This window comes from Nonomuraea sp. NPDC049624 (genome assembly GCF_040675255.1).
In the GTDB taxonomy this organism is placed as follows: Bacteria; Actinomycetota; Actinomycetes; order Streptosporangiales; family Streptosporangiaceae; genus Nonomuraea.
Window position 1 is genome coordinate 895,502 of sequence record NZ_JBFAOR010000002.1, and the last position, 14,643, is coordinate 910,144.

The 14,643-nt window shown below is 71.1% G+C and carries 15 protein-coding genes; 8 read left to right on the plus strand and 7 right to left on the minus strand.

Annotated features, from left to right (window positions below; genetic code table 11):
* The first annotated feature begins 15 nt into the window (after nt 1-15).
* Nucleotides 16-1,416 carry a hypothetical protein gene (locus tag AB0J76_RS10370; RefSeq protein ID WP_352326959.1) on the plus strand — a complete coding sequence of 467 codons (1,401 nt, stop codon included), beginning with the start codon at nt 16-18 and terminating at the stop codon, nt 1,414-1,416.
* 178 nt (nt 1,417-1,594) lie between these two features.
* On the opposite strand, the gene AB0J76_RS10375 is transcribed toward AB0J76_RS10370, so the two are convergent.
* The 5 genes from AB0J76_RS10375 to AB0J76_RS10395 form a co-directional block, all read right to left on the minus strand.
* Nucleotides 1,595-2,602 (minus strand): CU044_5270 family protein, encoded by a 1,008-nt coding sequence (locus AB0J76_RS10375; RefSeq protein WP_352326960.1) that lies wholly within the window; start codon nt 2,600-2,602, stop codon nt 1,595-1,597.
* Nucleotides 2,592-3,245 carry an RNA polymerase sigma factor gene (locus AB0J76_RS10380; RefSeq protein ID WP_352326961.1) on the minus strand — a complete coding sequence of 218 codons (654 nt, stop codon included), beginning with the start codon at nt 3,243-3,245 and terminating at the stop codon, nt 2,592-2,594. The genes AB0J76_RS10375 and AB0J76_RS10380 overlap by 11 nt, the downstream gene beginning before the upstream one ends.
* 218 nt (nt 3,246-3,463) lie before the next feature.
* On the minus strand, nt 3,464-3,670 hold the full coding sequence (locus AB0J76_RS10385) for a DUF397 domain-containing protein (RefSeq protein WP_352326962.1): 207 nt from the start codon (nt 3,668-3,670) through the stop codon (nt 3,464-3,466).
* A complete protein-coding gene (locus AB0J76_RS10390; RefSeq protein WP_352326963.1) occupies nt 3,658-4,473 on the minus strand; it encodes a helix-turn-helix transcriptional regulator in 816 nt (271 codons plus the stop codon). Before AB0J76_RS10390 ends, AB0J76_RS10385 begins: the two co-directional genes overlap by 13 nt.
* Nucleotides 4,474-4,904: 431 nt before the next feature.
* Nucleotides 4,905-5,504 carry a dihydrofolate reductase family protein gene (locus AB0J76_RS10395; protein ID WP_352326964.1) on the minus strand — a complete coding sequence of 200 codons (600 nt, stop codon included), beginning with the start codon at nt 5,502-5,504 and terminating at the stop codon, nt 4,905-4,907.
* Between the two features lie 179 nt (nt 5,505-5,683).
* Here AB0J76_RS10395 and AB0J76_RS10400 point away from each other — a divergent pair, with 179 nt between their 5' ends.
* The 7 genes from AB0J76_RS10400 to AB0J76_RS10430 all read left to right on the plus strand — a co-directional run bounded on the left by AB0J76_RS10400 (nt 5,684) and on the right by AB0J76_RS10430 (nt 13,062).
* Entirely contained in the window at nt 5,684-6,934 is a 1,251-nt protein-coding gene (locus AB0J76_RS10400) for a 6-phospho-beta-glucosidase (RefSeq protein ID WP_352326965.1), read from the plus strand.
* The gene (locus AB0J76_RS10405) at nt 6,928-7,905 is read left to right on the plus strand and encodes a BadF/BadG/BcrA/BcrD ATPase family protein (RefSeq protein WP_352326966.1); all 978 of its coding nucleotides are present in this window, start codon (nt 6,928-6,930) and stop codon (nt 7,903-7,905) included. Before AB0J76_RS10400 ends, AB0J76_RS10405 begins: the two co-directional genes overlap by 7 nt.
* Before the next feature lie 112 nt (nt 7,906-8,017).
* Nucleotides 8,018-9,445 (plus strand): N-acetylglucosamine/diacetylchitobiose ABC transporter substrate-binding protein, encoded by a 1,428-nt coding sequence (gene ngcE / locus AB0J76_RS10410; protein WP_352325488.1) that lies wholly within the window; start codon nt 8,018-8,020, stop codon nt 9,443-9,445.
* Nucleotides 9,446-9,448: 3 nt separating this feature from the next.
* Nucleotides 9,449-10,330 carry a sugar ABC transporter permease gene (locus AB0J76_RS10415; protein WP_352325487.1) on the plus strand — a complete coding sequence of 294 codons (882 nt, stop codon included), beginning with the start codon at nt 9,449-9,451 and terminating at the stop codon, nt 10,328-10,330.
* Nucleotide 10,331: 1 nt separating this feature from the next.
* Entirely contained in the window at nt 10,332-11,153 is an 822-nt protein-coding gene (locus tag AB0J76_RS10420; protein WP_352325486.1) for a carbohydrate ABC transporter permease, read from the plus strand.
* Nucleotides 11,154-11,155: 2 nt separating this feature from the next.
* Nucleotides 11,156-12,292, plus strand: coding sequence for an ROK family protein (locus tag AB0J76_RS10425; RefSeq protein ID WP_352325485.1), 1,137 nt, complete (start codon nt 11,156-11,158; stop codon nt 12,290-12,292).
* An 8-nt stretch (nt 12,293-12,300) separates the two neighbouring features.
* On the plus strand, nt 12,301-13,062 hold the full coding sequence (locus tag AB0J76_RS10430; protein ID WP_352325483.1) for a PIG-L family deacetylase: 762 nt from the start codon (nt 12,301-12,303) through the stop codon (nt 13,060-13,062).
* Between the two features lie 10 nt (nt 13,063-13,072).
* Here AB0J76_RS10430 and AB0J76_RS10435 read toward each other — a convergent pair whose 3' ends face one another.
* Together AB0J76_RS10435 and sigJ are read right to left on the minus strand one after the other, a co-directional pair.
* The gene (locus AB0J76_RS10435) at nt 13,073-13,336 is read right to left on the minus strand and encodes a hypothetical protein (RefSeq protein WP_352325482.1); all 264 of its coding nucleotides are present in this window, start codon (nt 13,334-13,336) and stop codon (nt 13,073-13,075) included.
* Between the two features lie 316 nt (nt 13,337-13,652).
* Complete coding sequence (gene sigJ, locus AB0J76_RS10440; RefSeq protein WP_352325481.1) at nt 13,653-14,546, minus strand: RNA polymerase sigma factor SigJ; 894 nt, start codon at nt 14,544-14,546, stop codon at nt 13,653-13,655.
* Nucleotides 14,547-14,643 lie beyond the last annotated feature (97 nt).

Here is a 14,643-nt window from a genome sequence, read left to right on the forward strand (position 1 = left end):
GGAGGCTTGCTGCCAATGACCCATTCGCTGCGCCGAGCAGGGGCCGCGATCGCGGCTCTGATCGCCGGGCTGTTCGTCGTTCTTGCGCTGTCCCCTGCCGCCAACGCGGCGGCGCCACCTGACGCACAGACTGTGGTGCAAAACTGGAAAAAGGCCCCGCTCTACGTGGTGTCGGGCTCCCCCTTGAGCTCCAGCCAGCAGAGTGACATCAACGACGCGCTGAAGGACGCCGACAGCAAGATCTACGCTGTCGCGCTGCCCGACGGCACCTTTGACAACTCGACCGTGGGCCCGTACCTGTCGTCGCTGGGCAAGGCGCTGGTCGAGGCCGGTCGTCCCAAGGTGACGGTGGTGGTGTTCGACGGCGAGACGATGTTCGCCGGGTCCAACGCCCTGCGGAACAACCTCGCCGGCCAGCTGGTCAAGCTCTCGGTGAACGCCAACTCGGGCGACATCGTCGCGGGCGTGAAGGACTTCGCCAACCGGGTCGACGCGGCGGGCAAGAACGACCGCAGCGGCGCCCTGAGCCCCAGCAGCCAGGCCAACCCCGGCGCCGGCGGCCAGTTCGCGCTGGTGGCCCTGCTCGGCCTGCTGGTGGTCGGCGGCGGCGGCTACTTCCTCTACTCCAAGAACAAGAAGAAGAAGCGCGCCATCCAGGAGGCCAAGGACCTGGCCGCGGTCAAGCAGACCGTGGAGGAGGACGTCACCAAGCTGGGCGAGGAGATCACCGAGCTCGACACCGACGTCACCCTCGCCGGCCAGGGCGGCGGGCACATCACCGAGTGGCAGCAGGCGCTCGACTCCTACGAGAAGGCCAAGGTCCAGCTCAACGCGGTCCAGCGGCCCGACCAGGTCCGCGAGGTCACCCAGACCCTTGAGGACGGCCGTTACGCGCTGGCCGTGGTGAAGGCCAAGGTCAACAACCAGCCGATCCCCGAGCGGCGGGCCCCCTGCTTCTTCAACCCGCAGCACGGCCCGTCGGCCCGTGACGTGCGCTGGGCCCCGCCCGGCGGCGCGGTGCGCGACGTGCCCGCCTGCGCGATGGACGCCGAGGCCGTCGAGCGCGGCTTCGACCCGCAGATGCGCGAGGTCATGGTCGACGGTCACCGTCGCCCCTACTACGACGCGGGCCCGGCCTACCAGCCGTACGCCTACGGCTACTACGGCGGCTTCGGCGACATCATGACCGGCATGTTCATCGGCACGATGATGGGCAGCATGTTCCACGGCGGCTGGGGCGGCGGCGGCTACGGCGCCGGCTACGCCGAGGGCTACCAGGACGGCGGCGGCGGCGACCTCGGCGGTGGCGACTTCGGCGGCGGAGGGGACTTCGGCGGCGGAGGCGGCGGCGGCTGGGGCGACTTCGGCGGCGGCGGCGACTTCGGCGGCGGTGACTTCGGCGGCGGCGACTGGTAAACCCTGCGCCGACCCTGACGGGCGCGCCCTCCCTTTCCGGGGGGCGCGCCCTTTTCGCGTTCCGGTGTCAACCTTCCCGGCCTGTCTCCGCGTTGAGGCCAGGTGAGTGATCCATCCGACGCCGCTTCCTACGCCGCCTCCTACGCCGCCTTCGTGGCGGCGGCCTGGGACAGGACGGTCAGGGGAGCCGGCCCGGTTCGTCCACCACGCCCGCCGCCAGGTCGGCGCTCGCGTAGAACGTGCCCTTGCGGGCCGTCACCTCGCCGCCGAGTACCTCGTCCTGGAGGGTGTCCACGCGCCTGCCGAGGAAGCGGTAGGTCGCGGCGTCCAGCACCAGGTACGACCGCGAGACGATCTGGCCCTGCGCGTCCCGCACCGGCCCTCCGGGGACGGAACCGGCGGGCTCGTAGGCGATGCCGATGCCCGCCCGGCCCGCCGCGTCCCGTACGCCGAGGTCCACCCGCACTCCGGGCAGCTCGGCGAGCGCGCGGAAGATGGCGGCCTCGACCTGCGGCGGCATGGGGACACCCGCGTCGAGGTAGACCGACAACACGCGGAACGCCCGCGCGTCCGGGTGCTCGGCGTCCGCGCGCTTCGTCCGGGCCGACCAGTGCCGGTCGCCCCTGACGTGGTCCAGCAGCGCGGCGGGATCGGTGGGCAGGCCGGCGAGCTTGGCCGCGTACTGCCGGGGGGTCAGGTCGTCGTCGCCGGGGTCGGGGGTGATGTCCTGGAATTCCAGGGAGCCGCCGTTCTGGCGGAGCGCCTGGCGGGTGCCGTCGTACCGGGTCCAGTATTCCTGCACCGTGCCTCGCTCCTCGGAGGGCTGCTTGACCAGGTGCTTGCGGTACAACCACTGGTCGGCGCGCGGCTGGTGGTGCTTCCGGCGTCCCTCGGCCACCAGGGCGGCCTGGCGCAGCACCGTCTCGGCCCGTACCGGCATGGTGGTCACGGCGGCCGGCGGGGCCGGGGCCGGAGTGTGGGAACCGTTCACCGCCACGACGACGGCGGCGACGGCTGTCGCGGCGGCCAGCAGCGACGGCACCGCCCAGAACCGGCGCCGCTTCCGGGCCGGGGCCTGGCCCGACGCCGGGGCGAGGGCCCGGGCACGCACGGCGCGCAGGCGGTCGGCGGCGGGCTCCGGGGCGTCCGCGCGCAGCTCGCGCAGGAGCGTGAGGTCATCGTCCACGGCCGGGGTCCTCCTCGTCGGTGTCGTAGGTGGCTGAGTGCGCGGCGTCGCGGGCGGCCGGCGGGGCGGCGTCGTGGAGGGCTGACGGGTCGATGCCGCCCAGGGCCGCGCGGGTCTTCCTCCTGGCGCGGTGCAGGCGCGAACGCACGGTCCCGATCGGGACGCCGAGCGCGCGGGCGACCTCCTCGTAACTGAGGTCCGCCCAGGCGATCATCAGCAGCACCTCGCGGTCCTGCTGCGACAGCGTCGCGAGCGCCCCCGCCAGCTCGCGGTGCGCCGCCCCGGCCGACACGCGGGCCGCCACCCGGTCGGCGTAGCTCTCGGCCACCGCGTCGAGGCCCGTCCTGGCCAGGGCGCGGTAGGCCCTGATCTCGGTACGGCGATGCTTGCCGATCAGGTTGGCGGCGATGCCGTACAGCCAGGGTCGGGCGTCGCGGTGGGCGGTGTCGTAGCGGGCGAGACGGCGGAAGGCGTCCAGGAACGTCTCGGCCACGATGTCGTCGGCCAGCGAATCGCCCAGGCGGCGGGTGACGTATCTGTGGAGCGCGGGGGCGTGCCGGTCGTACAACGCCGTGAAGGCGGCGGGGTCGCTGCGGGCACGTCTGATCACCTCCGCGTCGTCCACCTCGGTGTCCTGCGTCAAACTCTCGGCTCCGTTCTTCGGGCTGAACACCCCCTTTCACCCGATGACTCGGATCCGGTTCTCGTACAGGCCACGAAGGGCTTCGCCGATGGGCGCGCTTCGCGCGACGTGGGCTCAGGCTGCGTCCATGTGGGGGCAAGCCGCCACATGCCCAGCGGGGACCTACCGGTCCCCGCATCCCTCGGACGAACCCGACTCCGAAGCGGCAGACGCCTGCCTCAGATGTTGAATTCGCCCTGGTTGGCGCCGTGCAGGAACGCCTGCCACTCCGCGGGCGTGAAGATCAGCGCCGGGCCCTGCGGATTCTTGCTGTCACGGACGGCGACGATCCCCGGGAGGTTCGTCGCGACCTCGACACACTGCCCTGTGTCGGCGCTGGCGCTGGACTTGCGCCATTGCGCATCATCAAGGTTCAGCTGGTCCATTTGGCTATCGCACCCTCTATCGCCTGTCGAGTGACGTTCTTCGGCTGTGCGTGCGCTCTGATGTTGTCATACCTCTGCTTCAAACGCGCGACTGCGTCATGGTCGCCTGACACCTGTCCGGACAGAAGCGAGTCCGCCGAAACCACCTCGGATCCGTCCCGCAGCCGCGCCAGCGCGAACGCACTCACCATGCCGGCTATGCAACCAGCCGTGCGCGGAAGCAGCTGAACAGTGACCTGGGGATGCTCGGTGAGTTCCAGCAGAAAGCGCAGTTGCCCGACCAGGACACCGGTCCCGCCGAAGGGCCGATGGAGGACTCCCTCCTCAATGACTGCGAGAAGGGATGGCGGGTTGGCTGCCTCGAAGACGCCGATGCGCCGGATCCGCGCTTGAACCTGCTCTTCCACCTGATCGGATGAGCCGGTACCCGCGAAGACGGCACGGGCGTAGTCCACGGTCTGGAGCATGCCGGGGATCACGAGCGGATCCCAGGATTGCAGGATGACGGCTTGCGGTTCGATCTCCTCGACCCACCGTGCGAACCAGCCCAGAGCGGGTGACTGGGAGATGCGCTCGTGAAGGCCGGTGAAATGGCCGTCGGTTCCGAATGCCTTGTCCACCTCGCGCGCGAATTCCAGCGTAGGGACTCGTCGGCCTTTCTCGACATGACTGACGAGTGACTCGTGACAGAGAATGCGGAGCGCTAGAGCGGATTGTGTCATTCGAGCCGCTTTACGTCGTTCCGCGAGGTCGCGGGCGAAACGCGCCCTGGGCGACAAATGGTCGCCAACATCGGGAGTCATGACTTCTCCGCAGTTCAGGAGCAAGGGGATGGCCTCATGGCAGGCTACTGCGACATCCTTCCGACAATCAATACAGAGCAGGTGTAGCGCTTTGTCGGACGAGTTTCGCCAGCCGGGCGCGCCGCGGAAGCATGTAACCGTTCATGCTTGATCCGGGCGACAGTGTTTCTGTCGCGAGAAACGGCCGCCAGAACCTCCCGATTGGCTTTGGGGTGAAACCATGTCAATTTGCCACACCTACCAAGGCTTGACGTTGCGGCGCGATGACCGAGCTCCCGGAGAAAGCCGGCAGACGATTCGGCGCTGGCTGGCGGACGTCGACCCGCCGGTTCGCGACGACGCCCTGACGGTCGTATCAGAGCTGGTCACCAACGCGGTCCGGCATGTGCCGCCGGGCCCCGACCGCGACTGGGTCATGGAAAGGGCCGGGCCTAGCGGACCACCCGGTACGTCAGGTGCGTGACCAGGGCGGTGCCCGTGGGAGGGGCGGCGGGGGTGAGGGTGATGTCGCCGGCGTCGGCCAGGAGGCGTTCGCCGCGGCCGAGGATCACCGGCGCGACGTGCAGGCGGAGCTCGTCGATGAGGCCGGCGGCCAGGTACTGGTTGACGGTGGCGGCGCCGCCGGCGATGGCGATGTCACGGTCCCCCGCCGCCTCCTGCGCCATGGCGAAGGCGGCCTCGATGCCGTCCGTGACGAAGAAGAACGTCGTGCCGCCCTTCATGGGCAGCGGCTCGCGCGGGTGGTGGGTAAGGACGAACACCGGCGCGTGGTACGGCGGCTCCTCCCCCCACCAGCCGGTCCAGTTCGGGTCGAAGGCGCCGCGGCCGGGGTCGAACATGTTGCGGCCCATGATGAACGCCCCGGCCGCCGTGATGGCCTCGATGACCTCGGCGTGCTTCTCGGGCTCCTGGAACATCCACTCGTGCAGCCGGTCGCCCACGCCGTCGCCGAACGGCTGCTCCAGGCTCTGGTTCGGCCCCGCCACGTAGCCGTCGACGGACATCCCCATGTCGCACGTGACCTTGCTCATCCTGGTTCGTCTCCTGTTGTCCGTGGCGCCCGTCCGGCGCCTTCACCAGGGAGTCGGAGCCGGCGGCGGGCTCTCTACATGGCGAGCGGAAATTTCCGGGAACGGGGTGGGAGGAGTCGGATCGGAGGAGGTCGGGTAGGTTCGGCGGTTAGGAAAGTTTCCTAATTGAGGAGTTGCACATGAGACTCGCCGTGATCGGGGGCGGTTCGACCTACACCCCCGAGCTCATCGACGGCTTCGCCAGGCTGCGCGACGAGCTGCCGCTCACCGAGATCGCGCTGATCGACCCGGACGCCACGCGGCTCGACCTGGTGGCGGGCGTGTCCGGCAGGATGTTGCGCAGGGCCGGGCACCCGGCGAAGGTGATCGCCACCGCCGACGTGGCCGAGGGCGTGGCGGGCGCGGACGCCGTGCTGTTCCAGCTCAGGGTGGGCGGCCAGGCCGCGCGGAACGTGGACGAGACGCTGCCGCTGGAGTGCGGCTGCGTCGGCCAGGAGACGACGGGCGCGGGCGGGCTCGCCAAGGCCCTGCGCACGGTCCCGGTCGTGCTCGACCTGGCCGAGCAGGTACGCGCCCACGCCCCCGACGCCTGGATCGTCGACTTCACCAACCCGGTCGGCATCGTCACCAGGGCGCTGCTGGACGCCGGGCACCGCGCGATCGGCCTGTGCAACGTGGCCATCGGGTTCCAGCGCCGCTTCGCCCGGCACCTCGGCGTGCCGCCGGAGCGGGTCGCGCTCGGGCACGTCGGGCTCAACCACCTGACGTGGGAGCGGTCGGTCGTGGTCGACGGCGTGGACGTGCTGCCGCGGCTGCTCGCCGAGCACGGGCAGGAGCTGGCCGACGACATCGGCCTGCCGGTCGGGCTGCTGCGCCGGCTCCAGGTGGTCCCGTCCTACTACCTGCGCTACTTCTACGCCCACGACCTGGTCGTGAGCGAGCAGCGGGCCAAGCCGTCGCGCGCGGCCGAGGTCGCGGCGATGGAGCGGCAGCTCCTGGAGCTGTACGCGGACCCCGCCGTGGACACCAAGCCGGACCTGCTGGACAAGCGGGGCGGCGCCTACTACTCCGAGGCCGCCGTCGCGCTGATCGCCTCGCTGCTCGGCGACCGGGGCGACGTCCAGGTGGTCAACACCCGCAACGACGGGACGCTGCCGTTCCTGCGCGACGAGGCGGTCATCGAGGTCCCGGCCAGGGTCTCGGCGTCCGGGGCGGCGCCGCTGCCGGTCGATCCGGTGGAGCCGCTGTACGCGGGCCTGATCGCGAACGTCTCCGCGTACGAGGAACTGGCGCTCGACGCGGCGCTGCACGGGGGCGCGGACCGGGTGCGCAACGCCTTGCTGGCCCATCCGCTGATCGGCCAGGAGGCCGTCGCGGACGAGCTGACCGGCCTGCTGCTGGCGGCGAACGAGCGGTACCTGCCATGGTGATCATCGCCGTGGACGCGGGCAACAGCAAGACGCATGTCGTCGTGCTCTCGGACGACGGCACCATCCTGGCCCAGGGCGACGGCGGGCCGTTCGAGCCGCAGACCGTCGGCGTGCCGGCGGCCGTGGACGTCGTGGAGGAGGCCGTGCGGCGGGCGCTCGGGCCGGCGGCCGCTCCCCCGTACGCCGACCAGCTCTACGCCTACCTGGCCGGGGCCGACCTGCCGGTGGAGGAGGAGGCCCTGGCGGCCGAGTTCCGCGCCCGCGGGATGGCCGCCGACGTCGTCGTGGGCAACGACAGCTTCGCGCTGTTGCGTTCGGGGGCGTCCGGGCCCAGCGGAGTCGCGGTGGTGTGCGGCGCGGGCATCAACGCGGTCGGCGTCTCGCCCACGGGCGGGGTGGCCCGCTTCCCCGCGCTCGGCCGGATCAGCGGCGACTGGGGCGGTGGCGGCGGCCTGGCCGAGGAGGCGTTGTGGCACGCCATCCGCGCCGAGGACGGCCGGGGCGCCCCCACCGCGCTCGCCGGCCTGATCAAGGAGCACTTCGGCACGCGGACGGTCGAGGAGGTGGTGCTCGGGGTGCATTTCGGGCAGATCGAGCGGCATCACCTGACCGCGCTCGCCCCCAAGGTGTTCGAGGCCGCCGCGTCGGCTGACGCGATCGCGTTGGAGCTGGTCACCCGGCTGGCCGACGAGATCGTGGTGATGGCCGAGGTGTGCCTGCGCCGCCTGGACCTGCTGGAGACGCCGACGGAGGTCGTGCTGGGCGGAGGCGTGCTGCACGCGCGCATCCCGCTGCTGGTCGCGATGCTGGAGGAGCGGTTCGCCGTCCGGGCTCCGCTGGCCAAGCAGGTGGTCCCGGACCAGCCGCCGATCGTGGGGGCCGCGCTGAACGGCCTGGACCGCATCGGGGCCTCCGAGGAGGCCAAGGCTCACCTCCGAGCGCAGTTCCAGAAGGTCCGGGCAGGCTCCTGAGAATCCGAGCGCCGTTCTAGAGAGGTATTGACGCACGTGGAGCGGTAAGTCTAGAGTCAGCCGCCAACCGTCTGGAAAGTATCCGGACGGTTGGCGGTCAAGGAGGCCACCCATGTCCACCAACCCCAGCCGACGTGAGGTTCTTCGACGTATCGGACTCACCGCCCTGACGGCGGGCCCGGGCGCAGGGCTGCTCGCCGCGTGCGCCACGGGCCGCTCCGCCGCTCCGGTCGCCTCCGCCTCGGCCGCGCCCACCTCGGCCGCCAACCCCCTCGGCGTGGACGCCGCCAGGCAGCTGGAAGTCGTGATCTTCAGCGGCGGCAACGGCGACGGCTACGCGACCGGCCTGCACGAGGCCCTCTACAGCAAGGCGTACAAGACCGCCAAGATCAAGCACGTGCCCACCCAGAAGGTCGGCACGCAGCTGCGCCCCCGCTTCATCAGCGGCGACGCGCCCGACGTGGTCAACAACTCCGGCCCCGACGCCCTCGACCTGCAGTCGCTCGTCGCCGAGGGGCACCTGGCCGACCTGACGCCGCTGTTCGACGCCCCCTCCCTGGTCGACCCGGCCAAGAAGGTGCGCGACACCCTGGTCGGCGGCGTCTACGAGAACTCGCTGATCGACGGCGTGCCGCGGGTGCTGCAGTACACGGTCGCCCACCGCGCCCTGTGGTACAACGCCAAGCTGTTCGACCAGCGTGGCTGGCAGGCGCCGAAGACGTGGGCGGAGTTCAACGCCCTCGGCGAGGAGGCCAAGAAGGCGGGCATCGCGCTGTTCGCCTACCCGGGCCAGGTCGGCCCGTTCTACCAGCTCTGGAACCTGGTCTACAGCGCTGCCAAGATCGGCGGCAACAAGGTGATCGTCGACATCGACAACCTCGCCGACGGCGCCTGGCAGGCCGAGCCCGTCCGGCAGGCCGTCGCGGCGTGGGCCCAGGTGCAGCGCGACTTCGGCGACAAGGCGTACTTCGGGCTCGACCACACCCAGACGCAGGTCAAGCACCTGCAGGACAAGGTGCTGTTCTACCCCTGCGGCTCCTGGCTGGAGAACGAGATGGCCAAGGACCGGCCGGCCTCGTTCGAGTACGCGATCGCCCCGGTGCCCAGCATCACCGCCGCCGACGCGATGCCGTACGAGGCGATCATGATCGGGGTGAGCGAGGCGTTCTTCGTGGCGGCCAAGGGCAAGAACCCGCAGGGCGGCCTGGAGTACCTGCGCCTGATGTTGTCGCGGGAGGGCGCGCGCGGCTACACCGAGCTGACCAAGAACCTCACCGTCGTCAACGGCGTGGTGGACGGCCTGGACCTGACCTCGGCCGTGCGCAGCGCGGCCAAGGCCCAGGAGGCGGCCGGGACGAACATCATCACCGACGCCCGCTTCGAGGGCTGGTACAAGGAGCTGTTCGACCACGGGCAGGTCCAGACCAACTCGGTGATGTCCGGACGCATCACCCCCGAGCAGTTCTGCGCGAACATGCAGAAGAAGGCCGACGAGCTCAAGGCGGACTCCGCGATCGCCAAGCAGACCAGGAGCGTCTGAGCGATGCGGCGGCACGGCTTCGTCGCGGGCTTCCTCGCCCTGCCCGTGGTCCTCTACGCGGTCTTCGTGATCAGCCCGTACGTCCAGGCGTTCCAGATCGCGCTGACCGACTGGCGCGGGGTGTCGGCGAACCTGAACTTCGTCGGCCTGGACAACTTCCGGCGGATGCTCGGCAACGACACGTTCTGGCAGGCGGTCCGCAACCACGCGGTCCTGCTGGTCACGCTGCCGTTGGCGACCATCGCGCTGGCGCTGGTCTTCGCGTACCTGCTCGGCGACTCGGCGGGCACGCCGGGGGCCCGGTTCTACCGGGTGATCTTCTTCCTGCCGCAGGTGCTGGCCGTCGCGGTGGTCGGCGTGCTGTTCAAGGCCGTCTACCGGCCGGACGCGAGCGGCGTGCTGAACGGCGCGCTGGCGAAGCTGGGCGTCGAGCCGGTCGGCTGGCTGACGGACCAGAACCTGGCGCTGTGGTCGATCATCGCGGTGATGGTGTGGCAGGCGGTCGGCTTCTACGTCGTGCTGTTCTCGGCCGGGATGGCGGCCATTCCGAAGGACGTGTTCGAGGCGGCCGCCCTCGACGGCGCCGGGCGGCTGCGCACGTTCTTCTCCATCACGCTGCCCCTGGTGTGGGACACCGTCCAGGTGGCCTGGGTCTATCTGGGGATCGCCGCGTTCGACGGGTTCGCGCTGGTCAACGTCCTGTCGGTGGAGCAGGGCGGGCCGGACGGCGCGACCACCGTGCTGGCCACGGAGATCTACAAAAACGCCTTCTCCTACTCCCGGTTCGGCTACGCCTCGGCCATGGGCGTGGCGCTGTTCTTCCTGACCCTCACCTTCGCCGCGCTGACGTTGCGCGTGACCCGCCGCCAGAAGGTCGTCTACTGAAATGTTCCGAAAAATCAGCATCCAGGCCGTCCTTGGCCTCTGGGCGCTGCTCATCATCGCCCCGCTGCTGTGGACCCTGCTGGCCTCGTTCAAGAGCAACGCCGAGATCTTCGGCGACGCCCTGCAACTGCCCGGCGAGCTGCGCTGGGACAACTGGGCGCGGGCCTGGGAGCGGGCCAACATCGGCCGCTACCTGCTCAACACGGTCATCGTGGTCTTCTTCGGCGTGGCCGGGACGATGCTGCTCAGCTCGATGGCCGCGTACGTGCTGGCCCGCTACCGCTTCCCGGGCAACCGGCTGGTCTACTTCCTGTTCGTCTCCGGCATGGCCTTCCCGGTCTTCCTGGCGCTCGTGCCGCTGTTCTTCGTGGTGGACGGGCTGGGGCTGCTCAACAGCCACGTCGGCCTGGTCCTGGTCTACATCGCCTACTCGCTGCCGTTCACGGTGTTCTTCCTGACGTCCTTCTTCAGGGCGCTGCCGGACGCGGTGGCCGAGGCGGCGATGATCGACGGGGCCTCGCACACCCGCACGTTCTTCCAGGTCATGCTGCCCATGGCCCGCCCGGCGCTGGTCAGCCTGACCATCTTCAACGTGCTCGGCCAGTGGAACCAGTACCTCATCCCGCTGGTCCTGCTGCCCGGCGACAAGAGCCTGTGGGTCATCACCCAGGGCGTGGCCGACATCTCCACCATCGCCGGCTACGAGGCCGACTGGCCCGGACTGTTCGCCGCGCTCAGCATGACGGTGCTTCCCGTCGTGCTGATCTATATCGTCTTCCAGCGACATATCCAGTCCGGGCTGACCTCAGGAGCGCTGAAGTAGGAATGTCTTCAGGAAACCCCACCGTCTTCCGCACGCTCAACGAGCGCGCCGCGCTCACCCTGCTCCTCGAGCACGGCGGCCTCACCCGCGCCGAGCTGGAACTGCACACCGGCCTGTCCAAGGCGTCGGCGGCCGAGGTGCTGCGCCGGCTGGAGAACAGCGGGCTGGCCAGGAAGGCCGGCCTCAAGCCGGGCAACGCCGGGCCGGCCGCGCAGATGTGGCAGCTCGACGGCTCGGCCGCGCGCGTCGCGGGGGTCGATCTCACCACGAGCTCGATCGAGGTGTCGGTCGCCGACCTGACCGGCCGGGTGCTCGGCACCCATCGCACCGAGGCGACCGGCGACGCCCGGCGGCTGCTGGCCGAGACGGTCGCCGCGGCCGGCTTCGAGCTGGACCGGCTCGACCAGGTCGTGGTGGGCGTGCCGGGAGTGGTGGAGGCCGACGGCCGGCGGCTGCGGCAGGCCGTGCAGCTGTCGGGCTGGTCCGGCCTGGACGACCTGCCGGCCAACGTGCGCCTGGAGAACGACGTCAACCTGGTCGCCATCCGCGAGCTCCAGGAGCACGACGACAGCAGTTTCGTGCTGTTCTGGGTGGGCGGCGGGGTGGGCGCGGGGGTCGTGCTCGACGGCGCGCTCTGGCGGGGCGTCACCGGGCGCGGCGGCGAGGTCGGCTCGGTCATCGTGCCCGACCCGGTCACCACCGGCCGCCGCTACGGTCAGGACGGCGGCCCGCTCGGCGCGCTGCTCGGCGCCGAGCCGCTGGCCGCGCTGGCGCAGGCGCACGGCCTGCCCGGCGACCCCACGCTCGCCGCCGTGAGCCGGACGCTGGCCGAGGCCCCCCAGAACTTCCTCGACGACGCCGCCGCGCGGGTGGCGCTCGGCGTGACGGCGGCGATCGGGGTGCTCGACCCGGGCCTGGTCGTGCTGGCCGGGCCGCTGTGCGTCGCGGGAGGCGAGCCGCTCAGGGCGCGGGTCGCCGACCGTCTGGCCTCGACGCCGCTGGTGCCGGTGACCGTCGCCCTCAGCGCCGTGTGCGGCAACGCCGTGCTCGGCGGCGCTCTCAGCTACGCCCTGGACCTGACCCGCGAGCGGGTCTTCCAAGCCGGTACGGCCGGTCGTACCGGTGAATCCAACCCCTAAGGACGCACATGTTGAGAACCCTCGTGATCGCCGCTCATCCCGACGAGCCCGAGATCTACGCGGGCGGCACGGCCGCGCTGCTGGCACAGGCCGGCCACGCGGTGAAGTTCCTGACGCTCACCAACGGCGACGCCGGGCACCACGAGCTGGAGCGCGGCCCGCTGGCGCGCCGCCGCGCCGAGGAGGCGTGGCGCGCGGCCGACGCGCTGGGCGTGGTGGACTACGAGATCTTCGACGTGCACGACGGCATGCTGGAACCCACCGTCGAGCTGCGGTTGCGGGTGCTGGCGCAGATCCGCGCCTGGCGGCCCGACCTGGTGATCGCCCTGCACGCCGACGGCGGCGGCCACCCCGACAACCGGGCCGCCGGGCAACTGGCCGCGCACGCGGTGGAGTTCGCGATGACGCGCAACCTGGAGGTGGGCAAGCCGGCCCTGCGGCGCATGCCGGTGTGCCTGCTGATGACGGACTACGCCTCCGCCCCCGTCCACCGGCCCGACGTGGTGGTGGACGTCTCCTCGGTGCTGACGGCCAAGCTCGACGCGTGCCTGGCCCACGCCTCCCAGTTCCTGGAGTTCGCGCCGTGGCAGCGGGGCTTCCTGGACCAGGCTCCCCCGCCCGGCGACGTGGCCGCCGGACGGGCGTTCGTGCTCGAACACTGGGCGGAGTTCCTGAAGGAGGAGACCTTCCAGTTCGCCGGTTACGGCAGGACGGCCGACCGGGAAGAGGTCGGCCGCCTGCTGGCCGGGACCGCCGCCCCGGCCGCGTAGCCGCCCGGCGTCAGCCGGTGCAGTTCTTGCCGGTGTAGTTCTTGCCGGGGGGCCTGCCGGGGATCGGCTTGGCTATGACGGCGACGGGGATGAAGAAGCAGATCTGGCTGATCGCCAGGACGAGCGTCCACAGAGCCTTGTCGTCGTAGTGGGCGGCCGCCCTGGTGAACAGCTCGTCGGGGACGCGTTCCCCGGCCGGGTTCGCGGTGAGGACGGCCTCCACCAGCTCCAGCGCCACCCGCTCGGCGCCGGAGAAGTAGGGGCGTCCCGCCACGACGCCACGGCGGCCAGGCGCTCGTCCGGCTCCCCCGCCCGGCGCAGCAGGTCGGCCTGCCGGACCGTGTGGTACGTGCTGCCGACGATCTGCCCGGCGCGCAGCTGCACCAGGCCGACGGTGCTCCCCGGGATCGCGCCGTTGCGGGTGGCCTTGGTCATGGCCACGGCGATCTCCCCCAGCTCGGGGAAGAACTGGGCGGGATCGGGCAGACGCGACTGGAGGTTCTCCTGCTCGGTCGTCGTGGACATCGGCTTCCCTTCTTCTGCGATCGGGTCTCGGCGGTCCGACGACACAGCGTCCGGGAATGTGAGGGTCAGACCGCCGTCCAGGGGTGCAGCTTGTCGGGGTTGCGCACCGCCCACAGCCGCTTGATCCGGCCGTCCGCCACGTCGAAGGCCACGACCATCACGGTCACGCCGTCGCGCTGGGCCACCAGGCCGGGGCGGCCGTTGACGGTGCGCTCCAGCAGCGTCATGGCCGGCGCCCAGGTGGCGATCTCGACGGCGTAGCGGGCCACCCGTCCGGCGCCCTCGATCGGCCGCAGCACGGCGCTGACCACGCCGCCGCCGTCGGCGACGCCGACCACGCCGGGGTCGAGCAGGGCGATGAGGGCGTCGATGTCCTTGGCCTCCCACGCCTGCTTGAACTCGCGGACGATGCCGGCCTGCCGGGCCGCCGGCGTCACCGAGGTCCGCGCGGCGTCGATGCGGTGCCGGGCGGAGGAGGCCAGCTTGCGGCAGGCCGCCGGGGTGCGGCCGACGATCTCGGCCACCTCGGCGAAGGGGTAGCGGAAGACGTCGTGCAGGACGAACGCCACCCGCTCGGCCGGCGTCATCGACTCCAGCACGACGAGGAAGGCCATGTTGACCGACTCGTCCAGGGTGACCCGGTCGGCCGGGTCGTCGCCGGCCCATTCCGTGCGGTCGGGCAGCGGCTCGGGGATCCATTCGCCCACGTAGCGCTCGCGGCGGGCGCGGGCCGAGCCGAGCACGTCCAGGCAGATGCGGCCGGCGACCCTGGTCAGCCAGGCGCCCGGCGACCCGATGGCCTCCTGCTGCCCCGGTGACATGGCGTACCAGCGGGTGTAGGTCTCCTGGACGACGTCCTCGGCGTCGGCCAGCGAGCCGAGCAGGCGGTAGGCGAGGTTGATGAGCTGCCGGCGCTCGCTCATGATCGCGTCCAGGCCGGGGTCGGGTGCGGTGGTCATGTTGTGGACGACTCCCTTAGTCGCTTTTGCCCTAGTGTGTCCGACGAGACAGCGCTCCCGGATGTGAGGTCACCGCGCCACCTCACATTTCCGGCGG